This is a genomic window from uncultured Metabacillus sp., from assembly GCF_947503125.1.
Classification (GTDB): Bacteria; Bacillota; Bacilli; order Bacillales; family Bacillaceae; genus Metabacillus.
Map to the genome: position 1 here is coordinate 93581 of NZ_CANNCR010000006.1, position 21483 is coordinate 115063.

At 38.2% G+C, this 21483-nt stretch carries 16 protein-coding genes and 1 pseudogene; 9 read left to right on the forward strand and 8 right to left on the reverse strand.

Features of this window, described 5'->3' with window-relative positions; translation table 11 throughout:
• The first annotated feature begins 31 nt into the window (after positions 1 to 31).
• Entirely contained in the window at positions 32 to 703 is a 672-nt protein-coding gene (locus tag Q1B07_RS06910; protein ID WP_299089737.1) for a YdeI/OmpD-associated family protein, read from the forward strand.
• Between the two features lie 53 nt (positions 704 to 756).
• On the opposite strand, the gene Q1B07_RS06915 is transcribed toward Q1B07_RS06910, so the two are convergent.
• The 4 genes from Q1B07_RS06915 to Q1B07_RS06930 all read right to left on the reverse strand — a co-directional run bounded on the left by Q1B07_RS06915 (position 757) and on the right by Q1B07_RS06930 (position 5243).
• Positions 757 to 2697, reverse strand: coding sequence for an ABC transporter permease (locus Q1B07_RS06915; protein WP_299089734.1), 1941 nt, complete (start codon positions 2695 to 2697; stop codon positions 757 to 759).
• Complete coding sequence (locus tag Q1B07_RS06920; protein WP_299089731.1) at positions 2687 to 3448, reverse strand: ABC transporter ATP-binding protein; 762 nt, start codon at positions 3446 to 3448, stop codon at positions 2687 to 2689. Before Q1B07_RS06920 ends, Q1B07_RS06915 begins: the two co-directional genes overlap by 11 nt.
• A 102-nt stretch (positions 3449 to 3550) precedes the next feature.
• Positions 3551 to 4555, reverse strand: coding sequence for a sensor histidine kinase (locus Q1B07_RS06925; RefSeq protein WP_299089727.1), 1005 nt, complete (start codon positions 4553 to 4555; stop codon positions 3551 to 3553).
• Positions 4548 to 5243: a response regulator transcription factor gene (locus Q1B07_RS06930; RefSeq protein WP_299089725.1), complete on the reverse strand. Its 696-nt coding sequence runs from the start codon at positions 5241 to 5243 to the stop codon at positions 4548 to 4550. The genes Q1B07_RS06925 and Q1B07_RS06930 overlap by 8 nt, the downstream gene beginning before the upstream one ends.
• A gap of 131 nt (positions 5244 to 5374) precedes the next feature.
• Between Q1B07_RS06930 and Q1B07_RS06935 the strand changes: the two genes are divergently transcribed.
• A complete protein-coding gene (locus Q1B07_RS06935; protein ID WP_299089723.1) occupies positions 5375 to 5797 on the forward strand; it encodes a DUF1801 domain-containing protein in 423 nt (140 codons plus the stop codon).
• A gap of 272 nt (positions 5798 to 6069) precedes the next feature.
• Here the strand turns inward: Q1B07_RS06935 and Q1B07_RS06940 are convergent, their stop codons facing one another.
• Both Q1B07_RS06940 and Q1B07_RS06945 read right to left on the reverse strand, forming a co-directional pair.
• Positions 6070 to 7506 (reverse strand): Na+/H+ antiporter NhaC family protein, encoded by a 1437-nt coding sequence (locus Q1B07_RS06940; RefSeq protein ID WP_299089849.1) that lies wholly within the window; start codon positions 7504 to 7506, stop codon positions 6070 to 6072.
• Between the two features lie 145 nt (positions 7507 to 7651).
• Entirely contained in the window at positions 7652 to 9175 is a 1524-nt protein-coding gene (locus Q1B07_RS06945; RefSeq protein ID WP_299089721.1) for a DHA2 family efflux MFS transporter permease subunit, read from the reverse strand.
• Between the two features lie 253 nt (positions 9176 to 9428).
• On the opposite strand from Q1B07_RS06945, the gene Q1B07_RS27025 reads away from it, so the two are divergent.
• Positions 9429 to 9593 carry a DUF488 family protein gene (locus Q1B07_RS27025; RefSeq protein ID WP_366945153.1) on the forward strand — a complete coding sequence of 55 codons (165 nt, stop codon included), beginning with the start codon at positions 9429 to 9431 and terminating at the stop codon, positions 9591 to 9593.
• Positions 9556 to 9789 (forward strand): annotated as a pseudogene (locus tag Q1B07_RS27030) (DUF488 family protein). Before Q1B07_RS27025 ends, Q1B07_RS27030 begins: the two are co-directional and overlap by 38 nt.
• A 199-nt stretch (positions 9790 to 9988) precedes the next feature.
• Here Q1B07_RS27030 and Q1B07_RS06955 read toward each other — a convergent pair.
• Positions 9989 to 11482 carry a peptide MFS transporter gene (locus Q1B07_RS06955; RefSeq protein ID WP_299089718.1) on the reverse strand — a complete coding sequence of 498 codons (1494 nt, stop codon included), beginning with the start codon at positions 11480 to 11482 and terminating at the stop codon, positions 9989 to 9991.
• A 358-nt stretch (positions 11483 to 11840) separates the two neighbouring features.
• On the opposite strand from Q1B07_RS06955, the gene Q1B07_RS06960 reads away from it, so the two are divergent.
• The 5 genes from Q1B07_RS06960 to Q1B07_RS06980 all read left to right on the forward strand — a co-directional run bounded on the left by Q1B07_RS06960 (position 11841) and on the right by Q1B07_RS06980 (position 19810).
• Positions 11841 to 12680 carry an oxidoreductase gene (locus Q1B07_RS06960; protein WP_299089717.1) on the forward strand — a complete coding sequence of 280 codons (840 nt, stop codon included), beginning with the start codon at positions 11841 to 11843 and terminating at the stop codon, positions 12678 to 12680.
• A 731-nt stretch (positions 12681 to 13411) separates the two neighbouring features.
• The gene (locus Q1B07_RS06965; RefSeq protein ID WP_299089716.1) at positions 13412 to 14596 is read left to right on the forward strand and encodes a ParM/StbA family protein; all 1185 of its coding nucleotides are present in this window, start codon (positions 13412 to 13414) and stop codon (positions 14594 to 14596) included.
• 9 nt (positions 14597 to 14605) lie between these two features.
• Positions 14606 to 15220 carry a hypothetical protein gene (locus tag Q1B07_RS06970; protein ID WP_299089715.1) on the forward strand — a complete coding sequence of 205 codons (615 nt, stop codon included), beginning with the start codon at positions 14606 to 14608 and terminating at the stop codon, positions 15218 to 15220.
• Positions 15221 to 16026: 806 nt separating this feature from the next.
• Positions 16027 to 17775 (forward strand): ABC transporter transmembrane domain-containing protein, encoded by a 1749-nt coding sequence (locus Q1B07_RS06975; protein WP_299091311.1) that lies wholly within the window; start codon positions 16027 to 16029, stop codon positions 17773 to 17775.
• 1 nt (position 17776) lies between these two features.
• Complete coding sequence (locus Q1B07_RS06980) at positions 17777 to 19810, forward strand: ABC transporter ATP-binding protein (RefSeq protein WP_299091309.1); 2034 nt, start codon at positions 17777 to 17779, stop codon at positions 19808 to 19810.
• Between the two features lie 345 nt (positions 19811 to 20155).
• Here Q1B07_RS06980 and Q1B07_RS06985 read toward each other — a convergent pair whose 3' ends face one another.
• Positions 20156 to 21442, reverse strand: a complete 1287-nt coding sequence (locus Q1B07_RS06985) for an MFS transporter (RefSeq protein ID WP_299091307.1) — start codon at positions 21440 to 21442, stop codon at positions 20156 to 20158.
• Between the last annotated feature and the right edge of the window lie 41 nt (positions 21443 to 21483).

Consider the following 21483-nt stretch of genomic DNA (forward strand, 5'->3'; position numbering starts at 1 on the left):
GAAAAAGATTACTTTTAACAGGTGGGTAAACATGGCAAAATCAATCGTTGAAAAACTAAACTTGCAAAAATATAAAAAGGCAGCGGTTTTAAATTTGCCGGAGGGTGCGGAATATTTAGCAAAGTTAGAAGGTTATGATACTGAGCTTGCTGGGAGCGGATATGATCTGATATTTGCTTTTGTATTGGATATGGAGTCTCTAAAAGACCTCGTATACAAGGTGATTGAAAAGAACTTTTTAAATAAAAACGGTTATCTTTTTTTGGCCTATCCTAAAAAGGGGAATAAGGTATACCCGACCTATATTCACCGCGATGATTTATTTCCCAGCCTAGGTGTTGATGAGAGCGGGTTTATTGGCACGAGCTCAATTAAATTTGCCCGAATGGTCGGGCTGGATGATGTTTTTACCGTTGTTGGCTTAAAGGAAGATTCGAAAAGCAAAAATAAGACATCAACAAAAGCAAGCCAATGTGTGGATGATTATATCGAGATGATTCCTGATGTGGAAAAGGATTTGCAAGATACGCCTGACTTGCTTGCTTTCTATCAATCCTTAACCCCGGGCTATCGGAAAGACTGGGCCCGATATGTATATAGTGCGAAACAAGAAGCAACAAGGAAAAAACGACGTGAGGAAATGAAAAGTATACTTGGGGCAGGGTATAAGAGCCGGGATCTTTATAGAAGAGAACATTCATAATTATGATAACAAAAAGCACCATTTCAACATGTGGTGCTTTTTGCTGTTCATGTTTATAATGCTTCCTTAATCATTTTTTTATAGTAAAGAACGGAAAGGATACCAAAGATAGAGTACAATCCTGTGTAGATGACCATTACAATAATCATCGGTGTCCAAAGCTCAGTTCCGAATAAAAACCAGCCGGATTGAACGGCGAAATAACTATGCAAGAGGCCGATTATTAATGGGATCCCAAAGCTGTAAATTTGTTTGGCTTGGATGCCTCTCAGCAGGTCTCCGCGCGTAAATCCTAGCTTTCTTAAAATCGTATAATTTCCCTTTTCATCTTCACTCTCATCCATTTGTTTGAAATAAAGGATACAGCCTGATGTAATGAGGAAGGTTAGCCCTAAGAAAGCGACTATGAACATGATCAGTCCCATGTTTTGCTTTTGATCATTACTCATATTAAGGCGTGAAGAATGGTTTTCATCATAGTTTGCAGCTTTAAATAAGTCATTTGCCTTTTTAAGCTGGTCTCCATTTTTAATGTCTATACCGATATATAGGAAGGTTTCTTTTTGAATTTCCGGGTCCATGTCCTTTTTTAAGCGTTCAAATACGGTTTCATCTACAATGGCAACAGGCAGCCCGCCACCCGTAAATGTATAGGGAAGGAGAAAATCTTTTCTAAGCCCTAAATAGTTTTGCTTAATTTCCCCATTTTCTCCTTTAATGATTATTTTGCCAGAATCTTTTAAGGTCATAAATTTTTGCATCAAATCATTGTAGCCGGAAAAAACCGTGTCTTCTGCAGCCAGATCTAAATCTGGGACAGATTGATCACTTATGACAGCGAGCGTCATGATATTTGGGTCAAATGTTACTTCACTTAGATTGATATCCAAAATGTTTCTTGCATCGATGTTTGCCTGAATGACCTCAATAACCTTCTTATCGTAGGCTATCTCATTCTTCTTTAATGTCTCTTCAAATTGCTTTGCATCTTCCATATTTGTCATGGCAAAATGGGAGGGGACATTATTTTCGGCTGATTTTTCTGCTGAGTAATACGAAATATAGCTTAACGATAGCAGACCGATTGCCAGGGCTGATACAGTCGTAATAATCGTTAATAATAAGGCATTCGATTTCATGCGAAACATAATCGATGAAAGGGATAATACCTCATTAATGTTTAAGTAGCCGCCTTTGCTTTTTCGTATCACATTGGCAATAAAGCTAACGGAACCTTTATAGAAAAGATAGGTTCCAATAATGACGGAGCCAAGGATAAAGATCATGGCTAAGAATAATTCATTCATGGTTGTAAAGTCACCATCAAATAACTTTGATGAAACAAAATATCCTAAGATAATGAATGCCAACCCGATGACCCCAATGATAATTTCAAGCACGGACATCTTTTTAACTTTGCCTTCTGTTGAAGAGGTCACTCGAAATAAGGCTAAAATGCTTTGTCTTTTGATGAATAGATAATTCATGATCATGATTAACAAGTAGATCACACAAAAAACGATCAAGGTTTGGACAAGGGCTTGCTGTGAGAATTGCAGAGTCGCAATTGCCTCAACACCCGTTATCTTAAATAAAATCATGATGATTAATTTTGAAACAGAAAATCCGACAAAAATCCCGATCAGTAAAGAGCCGAAGTAAAGAATTAGGTTTTCAGCACTTAGGATGCGAAAGATTTTATTTTTTGTCATACCGATTAATTGAAATAAGCCGATTTCTTTACTGCGCCTTTTAATAAAAATCGTATTGGCGTACAAAAGAAAGATGGCAACAATCGCAACAAGCAGAATGGATGCTGATCGTATCGCTGCCGCCCCTTTAATTGAGCCTTCCACTTCATCCATTGACGGGTCATATTGCAGGGTGACAAAGGCAAAATACAGGGCAACACTAAAGACTAACGCAAAAACGTAAAGATAGTAGTTTTTTAAATTCTTTTTTAGGTTACGAAGGATAAGCTGATTAATGTTCATATTGAACACCGCCTAAAACACCTTGGGTTTTCATAATATCCTTAAAGAAGCTTTGTCTTTCCTGTGCTCCTTTCGTAAGCTGAGTATAAATTTGCCCATCCTTAATAAAAATGACTCTGCTGCAATAGCTGGCAGCGACCGGGTCATGAGTGACCATAATGATCGTAGCCTCGCGCTTTTGGTTTAATTCACTCAGTTTGTTTAATAAATCAGAAGCGGATTTTGAATCAAGTGCACCGGTTGGTTCATCGGCAAAAATGATACTTGGTTCATGAATAAATGCCCGAGCCGCAGAGGTACGCTGCTTCTGCCCGCCTGAAATTTCATTTGGATATTTATCTTGAAGCTCATAAATTCCCAGTTCCTTAGCTAATTCTTGGAATTTTTGATTTGCTTCCTTCCTGGATGTATTGGAAATGGATAATGGTAAAAGGATGTTTTCTTTCACTGTTAGTGTGTCTAATAGATTGTATTCTTGAAAGATAAACCCTAAATGATGTTTACGAAATTCAGCCAGCTGCTTTTCCTTCATTTTTGTCATTTCGATATCTTGAATTTTGATCGTACCGTTACTGACCTGATCAATGGAGGAAAGAACATTAAGCAACGTTGTTTTACCAGAGCCTGATGCTCCCATAATACTGACGAATTCTCCTTTTTTAATGCTGATATCGATTCCCTTCAATACTTCTTGCTTATTAAATTTATTTCCGTAGCTTTTATGAATTTTCGTTGCTTCTAAAATATTCATCCCAACTAACTCCTTTTTCTTTGATAGTTTTATCATAATAGGGATCGGATTCCTTTTCCTTTGATTGGGCGAACAAAAAAACAAAAGCATGTGACAATTTTGTCACATGCCTGCAATATTCACAAAGTCATTTTTCTTTGGAAAGGATAACGTAAAGGTTGTTCCAGCATCTATTTCTGATTGCACCTCTATATGGATCAGTAATGGCTCTGCAGCTTTTTTTGTTAAATAAAGCCCCATACCTGTTGAAGCATTGTCAGCATGGTTTGTCGTTGACGTAAAGCCTTTATCAAAAATCCTCGGTAAATCCTTTGGGTCAATCCCTCGGCCAAAGTCTTGAATTTCTAATTTCGCTCTGTCATTCTCCTCATAGCTCTTAATATTAATATCACTTGCTTCACTATATTTAATAGAATTGCTCAATAGCTGTCTGATCATAAAGGCAAGCCATTTGGCATCACTTAGCACCTCTGTTACTTCAAGCTGGATGTCAAAGCCAATCCCTTTTCGAATGCACCACGATTGTAAGGTTTTAAGCTCTTTAAAAATCAATTCTTTTAGATTGATGGTTTCTACATATAAATCATTTTCTATAAATGAGATTCTCTTATGGTGCAGCTGCTGATCGAGCAGCAAATGAATTCGCAGCCATTCATAGGTTAACTGAGATTTTAACGGTTTATCATCAATTCGTTCAATAATTAAATACATAGCTGTTAATGGTGTTTTCACCTCATGAATCCAAGCCAAAAGTTCGTCCTTTTCCATCTCTAACACTAGCTGGTTTTCTGAAGCAAGCCGTTTTAATCGCTTTGTTTGATCGGTCATGCTTTTCTCAATGATTTTTTCAAATGGACGTTCTGGTTCAATGATGCTTGTTAAATCAAGATTGTTTTCCCATTCCTCTAAGCTTTTATAAAACTTGGTTTCTTTATGATAGCGGACAACCAAAAAGAGAATAAATATGATCATTGATAAAAAAACGATATAGAGTATGGGCTTGAATGGGATCGCATTGTCGAGATAAGCGACCAAAATAATCACAAGCTGCTGGATGATGAAGAGCAAAATCCAGCTGCGCCGTTCAATAAGGAAGTTTTTAATCATATCCTTCTTCCTCTTCAGTCGCAATATAGCCTTGTCCAACCTTTGTTTCAATAAAACGTCCTAGGCCAATCTCATCCAGCTTTTTTCGCAGCCTGTTTAAGTTGACTGTTAACGTATTATCACTGATGAAACGTTCATCATCCCAAAGGCTTTTAATTAATTCTTCACGACTAACAATCTTATTTTTATGTTCAATTAATTGCTTTAAAATGAAAAATTCATTTTTTGTTAGTTCAATGGTGCCACCCTCATTGGTTACAAGATTTTTTTCAAAATCGATCGTTGCCCTGCGCCAGGTTTTGAGAGAGATGGGTTCAGTATTGTAATTATAAACACGGCGGAGAATCGCTTGAATCTTCGCAATTAATACATCAAAATGAAAGGGCTTTTGGATAAAATCATCGGCCCCAAGCTGCATTGACATGACCATATCAGTAGGATGGTCACGAGATGATAAAAAGATGATCGGAACATTTGAATGAGAACGAATCATCCGGCACCAATGAAAACCATCAAATTTTGGCAGCTGAATATCGATAATCACTAAATCAGGCTTTATCGCTGTAAATTCTTGAAGCACTCTGCTAAAATCAGTGATCCCATACACATCATAAGACCAACCTGTTAACCGATCTTTTATTTCTTTAAACAATGTTTCATCGTCTTCAATCAAAAGCAATGTAAACAATGGAATTCACCACACTTTTCCTTTCTTTACATAAAGTGTATAGCAAAATTTCCATTCTTGCTATAGGAGGAGGTATGATAAAGGAAATCGAATAGTTAAAATGTAACAATAATGAAAGTGAGGTTACCTTTATGTATGAATTAAAAACAAAAGAAACAGACAGCAGTGTCATTGAGTTTATTGAACAGGTTGAAAGTCCAAAGAAACGTGAGGATGCTTATAAATTATTGGATATTTTTACAGAAACGTCCGGCTATGAAGCGAAGATGTGGGGGCCAAGCATTATCGGTTTTGGAAAATATCATTATAAATATAAAACAGGTCATGAAGGTGATGCGCCACTTGTTGGCTTTTCGCCGAGGAAGGCAAAAATCAGCCTGTATTTTGCAACTGGTGACACAGAGCGAGACGAATTATTAAAGGATTTTGGGAAGCATACAACAGGAAAAGCCTGTGTGTATATCAATAAAGTGGCTGATGTTGATATAGAAGTCTTAAAGAAGCTTATTCTTCAATCCATAAAGTTTTTAAAAGAAACCTATCCAGATCAATAACAAAAAAAGCGAAACGCTGCTGTTTCGCTTTTTGTTATTGCTTAGGAAATTATAAAATTCTTGGACTGTGGATAGCGCTTTGACATCCAGCTCCAGCGCCTAGCCCCTCGAGGTCATAAGCCAATTTAGAATTGAAGGCAAAGAACGCCTTCTATTCTAAATCGTCTTATGCTTTTCGGGGCTGAACGAGGCGCTTGCGCTTTTGTTCGTAACATTGATATATTTAAATGAAGCTGACTATTTCACAGGAAATAATCTGGAATGTTCCCATTTCAAATAAAAAAGAAGGCTGTCACAAGATATAAAACCGTGGCAATTGCACAGCCTATGGAGGCAATTTTCAATTTATACCTGGCATAATCGACGAGCGGCATTTCGAGAATGGATGCGGTCGTAATTGTTGTGTCCCCTAATGGTGAGGTTAAAGCACCAAATGAGCCGCTGGCAAATACTGCTCCTACTGTAAGTGGTATCGATGCTCCTGTCGCAGTTGCTAATGTCATTCCCAATGGCATAAACAATCCCCATGTTCCCCAAGAAGACCCGATAAAATAGCCGACAGCCGAACCAATAAGGAAAATGATGGCCGGGATGACATAGTCCGGTAAAAATGTCCCTAAGGTTGCGCTAATAAAGGTTGTAAATCCAAGATCCTCCGCTGCTAATGTTAGTGACCATACAAGCACAAGCAGTATGATTGCCTGCATCATTTGATTTCCGCCATCAAAGAAATGATAGAGAATTTCGTCTAACGGTTGCTTGCGGAATATGTAAAAAACGAATGTTAACACAAGGGTTATAAATATAGCTAATAGCATAATAAATGTTGAATCCGCCTTTGAAAAAGCTTCGAAAATGGTTTTCGCTCCTTTTGCAGTGCCATCCTGCCATAAAAGAAACAAAGAGAGGCCGAGGAGCAAAATAAGCGGAATGATTAAATTCCATGGTTGAGCCTTTACCATGGATAATTCCTCTTTTATCCCCATCCCGTGATAGGGGTGGGCTTCATGTTCATGATCCAGGTTTTTTTGAGCTTGATGATTGTTTTGTTTCTTTTTCTTTTTAGAAGATGGCAAAAATGTTTTCAAGAGCCCAATTACTAACATACTAATGGCAAAGTAGTTAAACGGAATACTAAGCAAAAACACGTGATATGGGGACATGTCTAATTGATGCTCCTGAACGCCTGCTTCCACTAACGATACCATAAAGCCAACAAATGCAGTGGCAACAGGTAAGAGTACAATGACTGAAGCGGTGGAGACATCCATAACAAATCCAACCTTTTTCTTTGATAATCTCCTTTTTTCCATGATGGATTGGACAATGGGACCAATCATCATAATCCGAAACATCGGCATCATAAAGGTAAAAGGCAGTGTCAGCCAAATAAGGCTTAGCAGACCGCGCTGTGACTTAATTTTTGCGCCAACCCACTCAGAAAAACCTTTCATTCCACCAGAAATTTTCATCATGCCAACGAGACCGCCAAAAAGATAAAGAAATCCGATGATATTAATATTCGTAGGGTCTGATAATGTCTTTACAATGTATTTTATTGTTTGTTGCAATCCATGTAATAAATCAAACGTAACCAGTAAAGAACCAAGGATAAGTCCCAAAACAAGACCAGGCAAAATTTTCTTTAACCAAATGGACATAGCTATAACAATAAGAAATGGCAGTAATGAAAACCAAGTTTGCTCCAATTTCCCACACTCCTTTACCATTAAATTCTCCATTTTTGCCTGCTTCATTCATGGATGGGAGGTATTTGTGCGAAAGGTTACCAAGGTAAAATGTGAAAAGGCCGTCCTTTAAGACAGCCCTTTCCATAATAATGGAAGTCTCACTTTATCGTTCATTTAAAGCTAGTTGATGTGTTTTTGCTTTTTGTCTTTTGATTGTTTCCTGTCCCTCATCTTCTTCAGGATTTACCCTTTTAATAAAAAATGCAAGAACAACGGCCAATACCGATAACCAAGTAGCGACGACGAAGGCATCGTTAATCCCTTGGATGGTTGCTTCTTTTACGATAAATGCCATTTGCTGTTTGGCATCTGGTGTGACACCAGATGCAGCGGCGAGTTCTGTTACATGCTTTTCCGTTTGATTGGACATGACAGTGACAAGAAATGCGGTACCGAGTGCTCCAGAAACTTGTTTAAACGTGTTGGACATTGCCGTTCCGTGTGCGTTTAATCGTCTTGGAAGCTGATTAAGTCCGGCCGTCATAATCGGCATCATTAGCAGCGACATGCCAAACATTCTGGCTGTGTAAATAACTAATAAAAAAGTATAAGTGGTGGAGTCTGTTAGCTCACTAAATTCCCAGGTGGTAACGGTGGTAATGGCCAATCCGATGACGGAAAGCCAGCGTGCACCAACTCGATCAAATATCCAGCCTGTAATCGGAGACATAATCCCCATTAATATCGCGCCTGGTAACAGCAATAGTCCTGATTCCAAAGGAGTAAAGCCCCGGATTGTTTGCAAATAAATCGGCACCAGAATCATGCCTGCAAACATTGCCATTGTAATAATGACATTAATGATCGTCGTAAGAGTAAACATATTATATTTAAATACTCTGAACTCCAGCATTGGATGATCAACCGTCATTTGCCGCCAAATAAATAACGCTAATGCGATCACTCCTACTAGTATCGAGGTGATCACTTCGATACTTCCCCATCCTGAGTTACCGGCACTGCTAAATCCATATAATAAGCCGCCAAAGCCTAATGTAGAAAGGGCAATACCAGCTATGTCAATGTTCGGATACGTTTGCTTTGTGACATTTTTTAAGAGAAGAATGGCGATGATGAAATCAATCACCGCAATGGGTAGAACGATATAGAATAAGACCCGCCAAGAATAACTTTGCACAATCCAGCCTGAAAGAGTCGGACCAATTGCAGGTGCAAATGTCATCGCAAGCCCAATTAGGCCCATTGCCTGTCCTCGTTTAGCAATAGGAAAGATCGTTAAAATTACCATCATTAATAAAGGCATAAGGATGCCCGCACCTGCAGCCTGGACAACTCTCCCGATTAAAAGAATGGTGAAAGTAGGAGAAATCGCGCAGATGAAAGTGCCAATTGAAAACAATCCTATTGCTGTTAAATAGAGCTGTCTCGTGGTAAAACGTTCAATTAAAAAGGCGGTAACAGGGATTAATACGCCATTAACAAGCATATAACCTGTTGACAGCCATTGCGCTGTATTTGCGGATATATGTAAGTCTTCCATCATTTCCGGCAAGGCTACATTCATTAATGTTTGGTTTAAAATCGCCACAAATGAACCTAAAAGCATAACGGTAAGAATGGCGCCTTTTTTTATTTTCTGGTCGGATACACTTCCTTCAGTGGTCATCTTTATTTCCTCTCCTTTTACCGATCTTTTCAAGTTTTCTCTTTCTGTAATATGTTTTCATCTTTATGAATGAAATATGTTAAATGTTTTAACCCGATCAGTTAATCATTTACCTTAGTTAATATTTCGATGTACGAAATATTAACGTTATACCATTATACTCCCCTATAAGTGAATGTCAATCAGGGAAAATTTTTCATCCCTGGGTTAATAATGAGATAATAATGCTGAATGAAAGCTAGGAGGGGGTTAAATGCCGGTAAAAATCAAGCGTGCTTATGAAAAGTCGTCTAAAGGGGATGGCATCAGAGTCCTAGTCGATCGGATATGGCCAAGAGGACTTTCAAAGCAGGAAATAAACATCGATCATTGGATGAAGGATGTTGCCCCCATCGAATCAGTTGCGGAAATGGTTTAACCATGAACCCAGTAAGTTTGGGGAATTCAAAGTTAAATATAAAGAAGAATTACGTAAGGATAAAAAGGACTTGGTGTAGGAGCTGCAAGAAATGGCCGCTAACCAGACCATTACTTTGCTATATGCGGCAAAGGATCAGGAGCATAATCAAGCAGTGGTCCTGAAGGAAATAGTGGATAAACAGGAGGACATGTAGGTAAAAACAAGGGTCAGAGAGCCTAATATTGAGGTTTGTTGACCTTTTCAGTTAAGGTTATATAATCGTTTCCTGTTATAAACGCTCTCGGCCAATTTGTAGATGAGTGATAAAGCACCATTTTACTTGAAGTGAAAAAATCCCCTGGTAAGAAGTGCAGCAGTCAGCACTTCTTGCTTAGGGGATCGATAAGATTAAATTAACGGACACCTTTCATAAAGCCTTGAATTTTTGGTGAAAGGGAGAAAAGCAGGATACTAAGAACGATTGCAGCTCCTCCGATTGTACCGAAATAAACCATTTCTGTTTCAGGTGTATAGAAACGAACAATTTGTGCATTAATCGCTTGTGCAGCGGCATTTGATAGGAACCATAAGCTCATTGTTTGTGCCGAGAATGCAGCAGGAGCTAATTTTGTTGTAGCAGAAAGTCCGACAGGTGATAAGCAAAGTTCACCAAGGACGACAATAAAGTAACTTAGGACAAGCCATAAAGGATGAACTAATGCATCCTCCCCGCCAATATAGGCAGGTAACAGAATAACGAGAAATGACAAACCAGCAAATAGTAAACCTAATGAGAATTTTTTAGGAATGGAAGGCTGGCGATTTCCAAGCTTTACCCATAACCATGCAAAAACGGGTGCCAAAATGATGATGAATAATGGGTTCAGTGATTGGAACCATGCTGGAGAAATATGAATACCAGCAAAGTCTAATTGTGTTCGTTTATCAGCATAGTTTGCTAAAATAGTTGAGCCTTGCTCTTGGATTGCCCAGAACATGACAGAAGCAATAAACAATGGGATATAGGCAATAATTCGCGAACGTTCAACTGCCGTTGTTTTAGGGCTTCTATACATCACGATAAAGTAGATCGTTGGGATCAAAATCCCTAAAATACCGACTAAAGCAATAAAACTATTAATCGTTAATATGCCTGCTGGTATAGTGATGGCAATAATAATTGCGATAATAGCAGCGCCTAATCCAATGATGGTATAGACCTTTTTCTTTTCAGATGGAGACATTGGATTTGCAATTAACGTTCCTGCAAGACCAAGATTTTTTTTCTTAGTAAAGATAAAAACTAATAATCCAAGGAACATTCCAACTGCGGCAATTCCGAAGCCCAGGTGGAAATTGTATCTCATTCCAACTGTACCGACAATTAATGGAGCTAAAAATCCGCCAAGGTTAATACCCATATAGAAAATACTAAAGCCTGAATCACGGCGATTGTCTTCTTCACTATATATTTCTCCGACAACGCTCGAAACGTTAGGTTTTAGTAAGCCTGTCCCAAGAACGATTAAAACCATTGAGACGAAAAACATAGGTACACTTCCAGGTACTGCTAGTACAATATGACCTAGCATAATTAGGATTCCGCCATAAAAAACAGCATTTGATGTCCCGAATACCCGGTCTGCAAGCCAACCGCCAATGATGCCGGACATATACACTAATGAGCCATAAATCGACATGATGGCAAGAGCGGTGTTTTCTTCAATACCTAAGCCGCCTTTTGAAACTTCATAATACATATAAAAGACTAGGATTGCTCTCATTCCATAGTAGGAGAAACGCTCCCAAAATTCAGTAAAGAAAAGTGTGAAAAGTCCCTTAGGATGGCCAAAAAATCCTTTCTGAGGGACGCTTGCCACAATTTTCTGTTTATTTAAATTTGACATTACTCAACCTCCTTTGTTCTTTTAATATAATACTTTTATGATTCGATATTGTCAAAAAAAATAGAAACAAGTCTATTTTACTAGTTTTTCCCCTTTTTAGTGAAAATTGAATAGTTTTAATATTTTATTAGAATAATAGAACTTCTCAAGAAGATCATTTTGAAATTTTTTATGTAAAAAGAACTAGGAGTTTATAATCAATACTTGAAAGCGCTTTAAAAATATTCCTGTAGAATAATAGAATAGTAGTAAAAGTAACAATAACAGAATTTTTTCAAGTGTAGATAATTACTTTCGATAAGAGTTATATCCGCTTTATTTCTATAAAATAGAAATAAATAGTTAAAGGAGAAGATAGATGGATAAAAAAATTGCTGTTGTGACAGGCTCTTCAAGTGGTTTTGGTTTCATGACATCGTTAGAATTAGCGAAATGCGGTTATTATGTTATCGCAACGATGCGCAATACAGAAAAATCTCCTCAGCTATTGGAACGCGCGGAACAACTTGGTGTAAGGGATCTGATTTATGTACTTGAATTAGATGTCACTTCACAGGTTTCGATTCATCATTGGAGAGATTTCATGAGAACATTAGGGCGAATTGATGTGCTGGTTAATAACGCTGGATTTGCTGGTGCGGGTTTTGTTGAGGAGATTCCACTTGATGAATATAGGAAGCAGTTTGAAACGAATGTTTTTGGGGTTATTGCGGTAACTCAGGCAGTCTTGCCACTAATGAGAGAACAACGAAAAGGGAGAATTATCAATATTAGCAGCATAAGCGGACGAATTGGCTTTCCCGGCTTATCGCCATACATTTCTTCCAAGCATGCATTAGAGGGCTGGAGTGAGGCATTGCGATTTGAAATGAAGCCTTTTGGCGTCGATGTTGTCTTGGTAGAGCCGGGTTCTTTTCAAACAAGTATCTGGACATCGGGTAAACATGTAACGAAGAAATCGTTGGACGTGAAGTCTCCGTATTATGAAATGATGAAAAAGCTAGAAGAACATATTGAAAAAGGGGCAAGCAAGTTTGGTGATCCAACCGAAGTTGCTCAATTAATCGCAAAAATTGCCCAAAAGAAACAGACTAGAATGAGGTACATGATTGGAAAAGGAGTAAAAACAGCTGTTTTTGTAAAAAACATACTTCCCTGGAAAGTATGGGAGAGAATTTTTTTACGGCAGTTAAAGTGAGTTTTGTATTGGTAAAAGTGAGACTGCTGCTTAATTAGGTTGCAGCAGCCTCACGAAACGTGGTGATCTTCAGTGAAAAAGGTAGGGAAATGTCAATCTTTGTCCCGCGGTATAAAGCACCGTCAACTATATTTGTTCCTCTGTACTATCCTACCCGAGCTAGCCTCCTTTTAAGAGAATAGTTCGTTTAAAAACTTGGTAAAGTATTTCCTTTGCTATTCCAGCACCATTATCTTCGAATTCAAGTCATGCAAAATTTTCTACTTACTACTCTCCTAATTAATAGCCATCAATAGAATTAAATCTCTCATATATGGTTAACACTCACTTGTATTTTTTGTGTGGTCAATCATCTATATTATCATTTCAAAGTTTCGACAAATGCAAGCGCACGGGAAAGAATATAAGTAAAAAGAGTGATATTTTTAGGCCGAAAAGCAGCAAAACTCGTTGTTTACAAAAATGTATACATGTAAACAAAATGTAATCGTAATGTGTGCAAAGGTGTAAACATGTGTACAAACCTGTATGCATGTTGATTTAAAGGGATGTGTACAAAATTGTTTGCATGTATTCTCTTTTGATTACATGTAAACGTTATTTGTATACATGTTTACGATATGAACACAACGAAAGTAATATTGACGCTTTGAGTGATAAGCTTTACCCTTAAATTAAACTGGTGATCGTTCTTCTTGAACATCATCATTTTAATAGAAAGGAATGATTGGATGAGCGTAACGCGTATTGCAGCAATTGATGTAGGAAATGATTGTGTAAAAGCTTTGTTTGGAAAATTGGATCATAACTTGTACATACCAAATGTTATAGCAAGAGACACCGAAGACCGACCAGTTATTGGTATTGAAGAATTAAATGATAAGGATCCGCTAGATGGCATTCATATTAGGGTTCACTCCCCTGCTTTAAAAGAAAATAATGCTATTTATCGTGTTGGGAATCTTGCAACCAAAAGTGATCATGCGAATGAATTAGATCCTGGCAGCAGCAAATCTGAAGAGGATCAAACTCTAGTTATGTTGTTTGCTTCATTAGCATTAGATGCAGTAAGAGAAGAAAATTCTAATTTATTTAAAAAGACAAACAATGTCATTGATGCGAACTACACACTTGGAACAGGACTTCCCCTTCGTGAAGTAAAAGAAGGTAAGGATGTTGGCTATCGCTCACAATTACTAAGCTCTGTTCACCAAGTTGAATTTTTAGTTACACCAAAATACCAAGGACTAAAAGTAAATATAAGATTTGATGAGGTTAAGGTGTATCCAGAAGGATTTGCTGCCTATATTAATCTTGTAATGGATAATGACTTAAATATCATTAACCGTGATTTGATTGACAAACGCATTCTTATTCAAGACATCGGCGGTTTATCAACAGATATCGCTGTCATCAAGAATCGTAATGTAGATGACGATAAGGCACAAGGCTTTAATCTTGGTGTTTCTGAATCGTTAGAAGCAATAAGAGAAGAAATTCGCTCAAAGCATGGAGTTGAATTAGACAGCCGACGAGATGTTGTTGAAATCATTACTCGAAAAAATGACCGCAACCATATTATGGTAAAAGGGAGCCGGACAAGCGTTCATGATATTACAGATCGTATTTTGCTAGAATTAGCGAAAAAACAATATCGTCATTTGCGCAATGTGTGGCAGAAAAACTCGCAAACAGAAATCTGCTACTTTGTTGGCGGCGGAGCGATGGTATTAAAGGACTATATCAAAATGTTAAATAATAGCTTGGATGGCTATAACATTGAATTCTTTGAAGATGAACAAGAGAGCATTTGGATGATGGCAAATGCCTATTATAAATTAATCTCTGATTATACTAGAAGAAACAATCCGAATACAAAGGGTAAAAAGGCAGAGAAACAAACAGTAGAAAAATAGGGTGGTTTCATGAATAAAAAGGGCTCGGCATCCATACAAAGGGGACAAGCAATTACTTTTCGCCTTCCTTCAGACACTCCTGATCATCTTTTAAAACAGCTTCAAATGTTAAAGGATACAGAAAGACGAAACTTTTCTAGTAAAATAGCTGAGTTTGTTTTAGAAGGGGTTGGCAGCTCTCAGTCAAAGGATCGCGAAACAATAACACTACCTCTGCCGAAAAAACTAAGCAAAGACCAACGGAACTGGTTAAAACACTCTCATTCAGAAGCGTTATTAGGCAGCATTGTCTATCAGCTGTTAGCAGACCCGGTCCGGGCAACATCGATTTTAGCTTCACTGAACAGCAATGCGTTGGATATTAATGAAGCACTGTATTTGCAAGAATCTGAACCGATTGACATAAAAGATGATAACATCTCACCAATCTCCTCAACTGAAATGGAAGAACTGGAAGAGGAGGCTGCCCTGTCTAGAGCTGATGAAATGGAGTTGGATTTAATAAACTTCGATTGGGAGAAGGTTAGACAAGAGCAAGCCTCTGCTGAAGAGGAAGATCAAGACGAGAAAGAAGAAGATGTGGATGATCTTCTTGGAGGATTTCTTGCCAATATGAATAAATAAGAAATCTGTAATTAGATTGAAGCTTTTTAGCATAAGCAAAAACGTATATGAATATATGTGTTATAGATCATTTCCGGGGGAATGATTTTGCTAAAAAGATATTGACAATAATAATTGGAAAATTATACAATGAAATAAGAATATTAATTTACAAGAAATGGAGGGTTACAAAAATGGAAAACGTAATGGGAAACAAAGGTTACCAAATTTCATATTTTATATGTGACCCGCAAAGGATTGTAAATCGTTAATTCTTATTTGTGAGCAAATCCTATTTGTCATTAATCGCAGGTCACTACTATAGTGGCGTGCGTTTTTTATTGTCTTCTTTTTTAGGCATCGTACGTTTACCGTACGGTGCCTTTTTGTCTTTATTAAGAGGGCAAATTCCGAGCATTTAGCTCGTTTAGATAGATATTTTTTTGAAGGGAGCTTTGAAAATGGAAAAAGAAAAGATCATTCGCATTCATTTAGATTGGATGAAAGGTGGCTAAGGGCCATAAATTGAAATTTTATTTTTAGTTTTGGTGTTTAGCTCGAGTGCCTATGAACTTCACACTTAAAAGGTGGAGGCAACTGTTAATAGGTTGCTGGTGTAAGGCGCTTGCGCTTTTCTTATAATATCAGAATTTATATATTTTCTTAACATAGCTTGCGTTTCTGAATCTAGCTCCAGGCGCCATCGGCTCGAGGTCATAAGTCAAACAGGAATTGAAGGTAAAGTACACCTTCTATTCCTGTTCGCCTTATGCTTGTCGCCGATAGGCAGGCGCCTTGCGCTTTTTTTATAAGGGAGGGACCTTTCTGTGTTCTCAGTACTTGGAAAATTAAGCTGGTTTTTTAAACAGTATTGGAAGCGTTACACTGTAGCAATAACGTTATTGATTATCGTTAGTGTATTAGATGTTATTCCTCCGAAGATTATCGGAATAGCGATTGACGATATGCAATTTGGTCAAATGACGGGCGAAAGGCTTCTTGATCTGCTTCTCTTCTACGGTGCACTACTCATTTTGAGCTATGGGATCACCTATGTGTGGATGTACCAGCTTTTTGGAGGAGCCCATTTGATTGAACGAATATTAAGATATCGCTTTATGAGACATCTACTCACGATGACTCCAAGCTTTTATGAAAAAAATCGAACAGGCGATTTAATGGCAAGAGCAACGAATGATCTAAAGGCGATATCCTTGACTGCAGGATTTGGGATTTTGACTTTGATTGATTCGACAATCTTTATGATTATTATCATTTTTGTCATGAGTGTGACGATTAGTTGGCAGCTGACTATTGCTGCGCTTTTGCCTTTGCCCTTGATGGCGTTGGCGATTAATTTTTATGGAAGTCTTATCCATCAACGCTTTACTGTAGCCCAAAATGCCTTTGGCGATTTAAATGACAATGTTCTGGAATCAATCGCTGGTGTCAGGGTCATCCGTGCATATGTGCAGGAAAAAGCGGATGAAAAACGTTTTAAAGACATGACAGAGGATGTTTATCAGAAGAACATTGAGGTAGCAAAGGTTGATGCATTATTTGAACCAACGATTAAAATCCTAGTTGGATTAAGCTATGTGATCGGACTTGGATATGGGGCCTATTTAGTCTTTCATCAAGTGATTACGTTAGGAGAATTAATCAGCTTTAACATTTATTTAGGAATGTTGATTTGGCCGATGTTTGCAGTAGGAGAGCTGATCAATATTCTGCAGCGCGGTAATGCTTCCTTGGATCGCGTAAATGAAGTGCTTGCTTATGAGCCTGATGTTAAGGATCATGAAAATCCTGTTGAACTGGATACAGCAGATTCGATCGTGTTCTCTAATGTCACGTTCCGCTATCCTTCATCAACAACCGATAACTTAAAAAATCTTACTTTGCATGTAAAAAGAGGCGAAACAATTGGTGTTGTTGGTAAAACAGGCAGTGGAAAGACAACGTTGTTGAAACAGCTTCTGCGGGAATATCCATTAGGAAGTGGAGAAATACTCGTATCGGGAACTTCTCTAGAAAAGGTTGCAATTGACACAGTCCATTCTTGGGTTGGTTATGTACCGCAGGAACAAATACTTTTTTCGAGAACGATTCGTGAAAATCTTCAATTTGGAAAAGAGAACGTAAGCGAGGAGGAAATTGATCGCGCCCTGCATTTAGCGGCGTTTGACCAAGATTTATCTGTTTTGCCGAAAGGCCTTAATACGCTTGTCGGTGAAAAAGGTGTTGCCTTATCAGGCGGTCAAAAACAAAGGATATCTATTGCCAGAGCGCTCATTAAAGATCCGGAGATTTTGTTGCTGGATGATGCAATGTCTGCTGTTGATGGAAAGACAGAGGCGAAAATCATTAAAAATATTCGTAAAGAGAGAGCTGGAAAAACAACCTTTATTAGTGCACACCGTTTATCAGCCGTTCAGCATGCTGATTGGATTATTGTCATGGATGAAGGGAGAATCGTGGAAGAGGGCACACATGAACAGCTCCTTAAGCAAGGGAAATGGTATAAAGAGCAATTTGATCGGCAACAGGCTGATTCCTATGGAGAGGTGAGTTAAAATGAAACAAAAAACAACAGGAAGACGCCTTTTCAACTACGCCCTGCTTTACAAAAAAACAATTTTGATTGCATTGGCGATGTTGGCTCTAGCTGTTACAGCCGAGCTAACAGGACCATTTATCGCAAAGAGAGTGATCGATCACCACATGATGGGAATTGAAAGCCCATGGGTGGAAGTAAAAGAAAAGGATGAACAAACCGTTCTTTATCATGAGCGGTATTACAAAAGAAGCAGCAATATAACCGATGAAACGGCTGTAGGCGATGCCAAGCTGCAGATTGTTCAAGTCGGCAGGTCCTTCTACGTTACGGAGGAGCATCTTAGCTTTGATGGAGAAAGGTCAATAAATGGCAATGAATTAACCATCGTTAAAGGTAATGAGCAAGCCAGCTTTGAAGTGGACAGATTAAGCCAGCAAGAATTAATGGCTTTCTATCAACCAGAAATTCGTCCGATTATTCTGTTGCTTGGCTTTTATGTCGGTCTGCTTTTGGTTGCAGCATTTTTCCAATATGGAAAATCGTTAATGCTCCAAAAAGCTGCAAATCGTATAATCCAGAAGATGAGAACAGATGTATTTGAGCATATTCAGCGAGTGCCCATCAACTATTTTGATAATAGGCCCGCTGGGAAAATTGTTTCACGTGTAACAAATGATACCGAAGCAATTAGAGAGCTTTATGTAAAAGTACTTGCGACTTTTTTCACTAGCGGAATTTATATGACAGGTATTTTTATTGCGTTGTTTTTCCTTGATACAAAGCTTGCCCTCATCACTCTGCTATTGGTACCGATTATTTTGGTTTGGACGTTGCTCTATCGAAAGGTAGCTTCTAAATATAATCACTTAATTCGAACAAGAATAAGTGATATAAATGGAATCATCAATGAATCGATTCAAGGAATGCCAATTATTCGAGCATTTCGACGCAAAGAACAAACGACAAAGGAATTTGAACAGTTAAATGAGGAGCATTTTGTTTATCAAAATAAACTGCTCAGTTTAAATGCATTAACATCGCATAATTTAGTTAATGTTCTTAGAAATGCCACCTTTGTTGTGCTCATTTGGTATTTCGGAGGACAATCGATTAGCGCAGCAGGAATTGTATCAATTGGTATGCTTTATGCTTTTGTTGACTATCTTAATCGTTTATTCCAGCCGGTAACGGATATTGTTAATCAGCTGGCACAGCTAGAGCAAGCGAGGGTTGCGGCTGAGCGAGTATTTGAGCTTTTAGATGAAAAAGGTGTCCCTGTTGATGAGGGAAAACTTCCAAGATATGAAGGAAATGTTCGATTTGATCAGGTATCCTTTTCCTATGATGGTGAGCATGATGTTTTGAAAAATATCACCTTTGCGGCGAAAAAGGGTGAAACGGTTGCTTTAGTAGGGCATACCGGTTCAGGAAAAAGCTCAATTATTAACCTGTTATTTCGTTATTATGATATTGATCGCGGAACGATTACGATTGATGGTAAAGATACAAGTAAACTGCCGCGTCAGCAGCTTAGAAAGCATATGGGGATTGTGCTTCAAGATCCGTTCTTGTTTACAGGGACCATTGCTTCAAATGTAAGCTTGGATAATCCTGAAATTGCTAAAGAACAGGTCATAAAGGCGCTTAAGGATGTAGGAGCTGACCGGTTTATTGAAAAGCTTCCGAACAAATATGATGAGCCTGTACTTGAAAAAGGCAGCACCTTATCAGCCGGAGAGCGGCAGCTTATTTCCTTTGCGCGGGCGTTAGCATATGACCCGGCTATTCTCATTTTAGATGAAGCAACAGCCAATATTGATACCGAAACAGAAGCTTTGATTCAAGAGGCCTTGAAGATTGTCAAAGAGGGCAGAACAACGTTTATTATTGCCCACCGTCTTTCAACGATTCGCAGTGCTGATCAAATCCTTGTATTAGATCACGGTGAAATTGTTGAAAGAGGACGTCATGAGGAGCTGCTGAATCAAAGAGGAAAATACTATCAAATGTATCAGCTGCAGAAAGGGAAAGAAGTTTCAAGGGTTGGATGATTAAGATAGAGTCGTGATAAATAAACCGTTCAACAATGTTTACCTTCCAGCAAATGCGGGAAAGTTTATTAAAAAAGCGGGAGGTAACGTTTATGAAAAGAGCGTTTAAAAATGTCATGAAATGGGCTCCTATCATTTATCCAATTGTCAAAAAGTTTATAAACAAACGGAAGGCTAAACGAATTTAAATTTTCGTGCGGAAAGATAAGTAAAGTTATGATGCCGAAAGGAGCCAGGTAAAAGTGAACTGGCTCCTTCATTATTAAAAGGAATGTATAAAATTTTAAGCTAGTTTTAGTGTCTAGCTCCAGGCGCCTTGCGCTTTTCTTATGAAAGCTTCAAGATTCATGACTTATAAGGTGTTTCTTCAATCGAAATAGGCAAGGCTGTCTGTGGTTCAGGTACACGAGAGAGAATAAGAAAACCAATAATAAATAAAATTACTAAACTGAATACACCGCTATTTGTATCTCCAGTAAGCTGTGCAGTTATCCCTACTAAAAGCGGCCCCATAATTGATGCAAATTTGCCAAAGATTGTATAAAAGCCAAAGAATTCGTTTGCATTTTCCTTTGGAACCAGCTTTGCGAAATAAGATCTGCTCAATGCTTGGATTCCTCCTTGAGAGGTGGCTACCAGCATAGCTAAAATCCAAAAGTCTAAAGTTGTCTTCAGAAAATACGCATATATGCAAACGATCATATAGATGATAATGCCAACATACAGCATTTTCTTCCCTGTGAATTTCTCAGCCAGCCGGCCATAAAGAATAGAAAATGGTGCGGCAACAACCTGTGTAACGAATAATATGATCAATAGATTTGTAGAGCTGATCCCCAAATCCGAACCATAAGCTGTGGACATCGTAATAATCGTTCCAACTCCATCAATATAGAAAAAATAAGCAAGCAGGAATAAAAATAGTGCCCGATATTTGCGAATTTCGGTGAACGTTTTTCCTAAACGTCGGAAGCTGTTTGCAATTGGGCTTGGCTCACGTGCAATAAAATAGCGTTGATGGACATTTTTTAATAGAGGGATGGTAAACCCTGCCCACCATAGAGCCGTTATGATGAAGGCGATTTCACTTGCAGTAGTAGTAGAAACAGGAATGACCTTGCTTTGCGCCAATATAATAATCGCAATGCTTATTATAAACGGAATCGTGCTGCCGATATACCCAAAGCTGAAGCCGCGAGCAGACACACGGTTCATTCGTTCATCTGAGGTAACATCAACTAAAAATGCGTCATAAAACACATTGGCACCAGCTGAACCAATTGCTGCGATTGTATAACAGATAAGCAAAAGCAACCACTGGTTACTTGGAATAAAGGCCAATAAACCCGTAAAGATTACACCTAAAGCCACGAAGAATGTAAAAAATCGCTTCTTAAATCCTTGATAATCGGCAATGGTACCTAAAATTGGACCAAGCATCGCTAAAATAAAAGTTGCGATGGCAATCGTATAGCCTAAATAGGCGGTAGAATCTGCAGAACTGATCCCTGCATTTTTCGCCGCTGCTTTATAAAATAATGGAAATACGGCTGTTGTAATAATAATCGAATAGGCAGAGCTTGCCCAATCATAAAAAATCCAGCTATTTTCCTCCTTCGTGAAACGCCTCATTCATAACCCCTCCTAAAGTCACCGGTTACTTATATTTTACA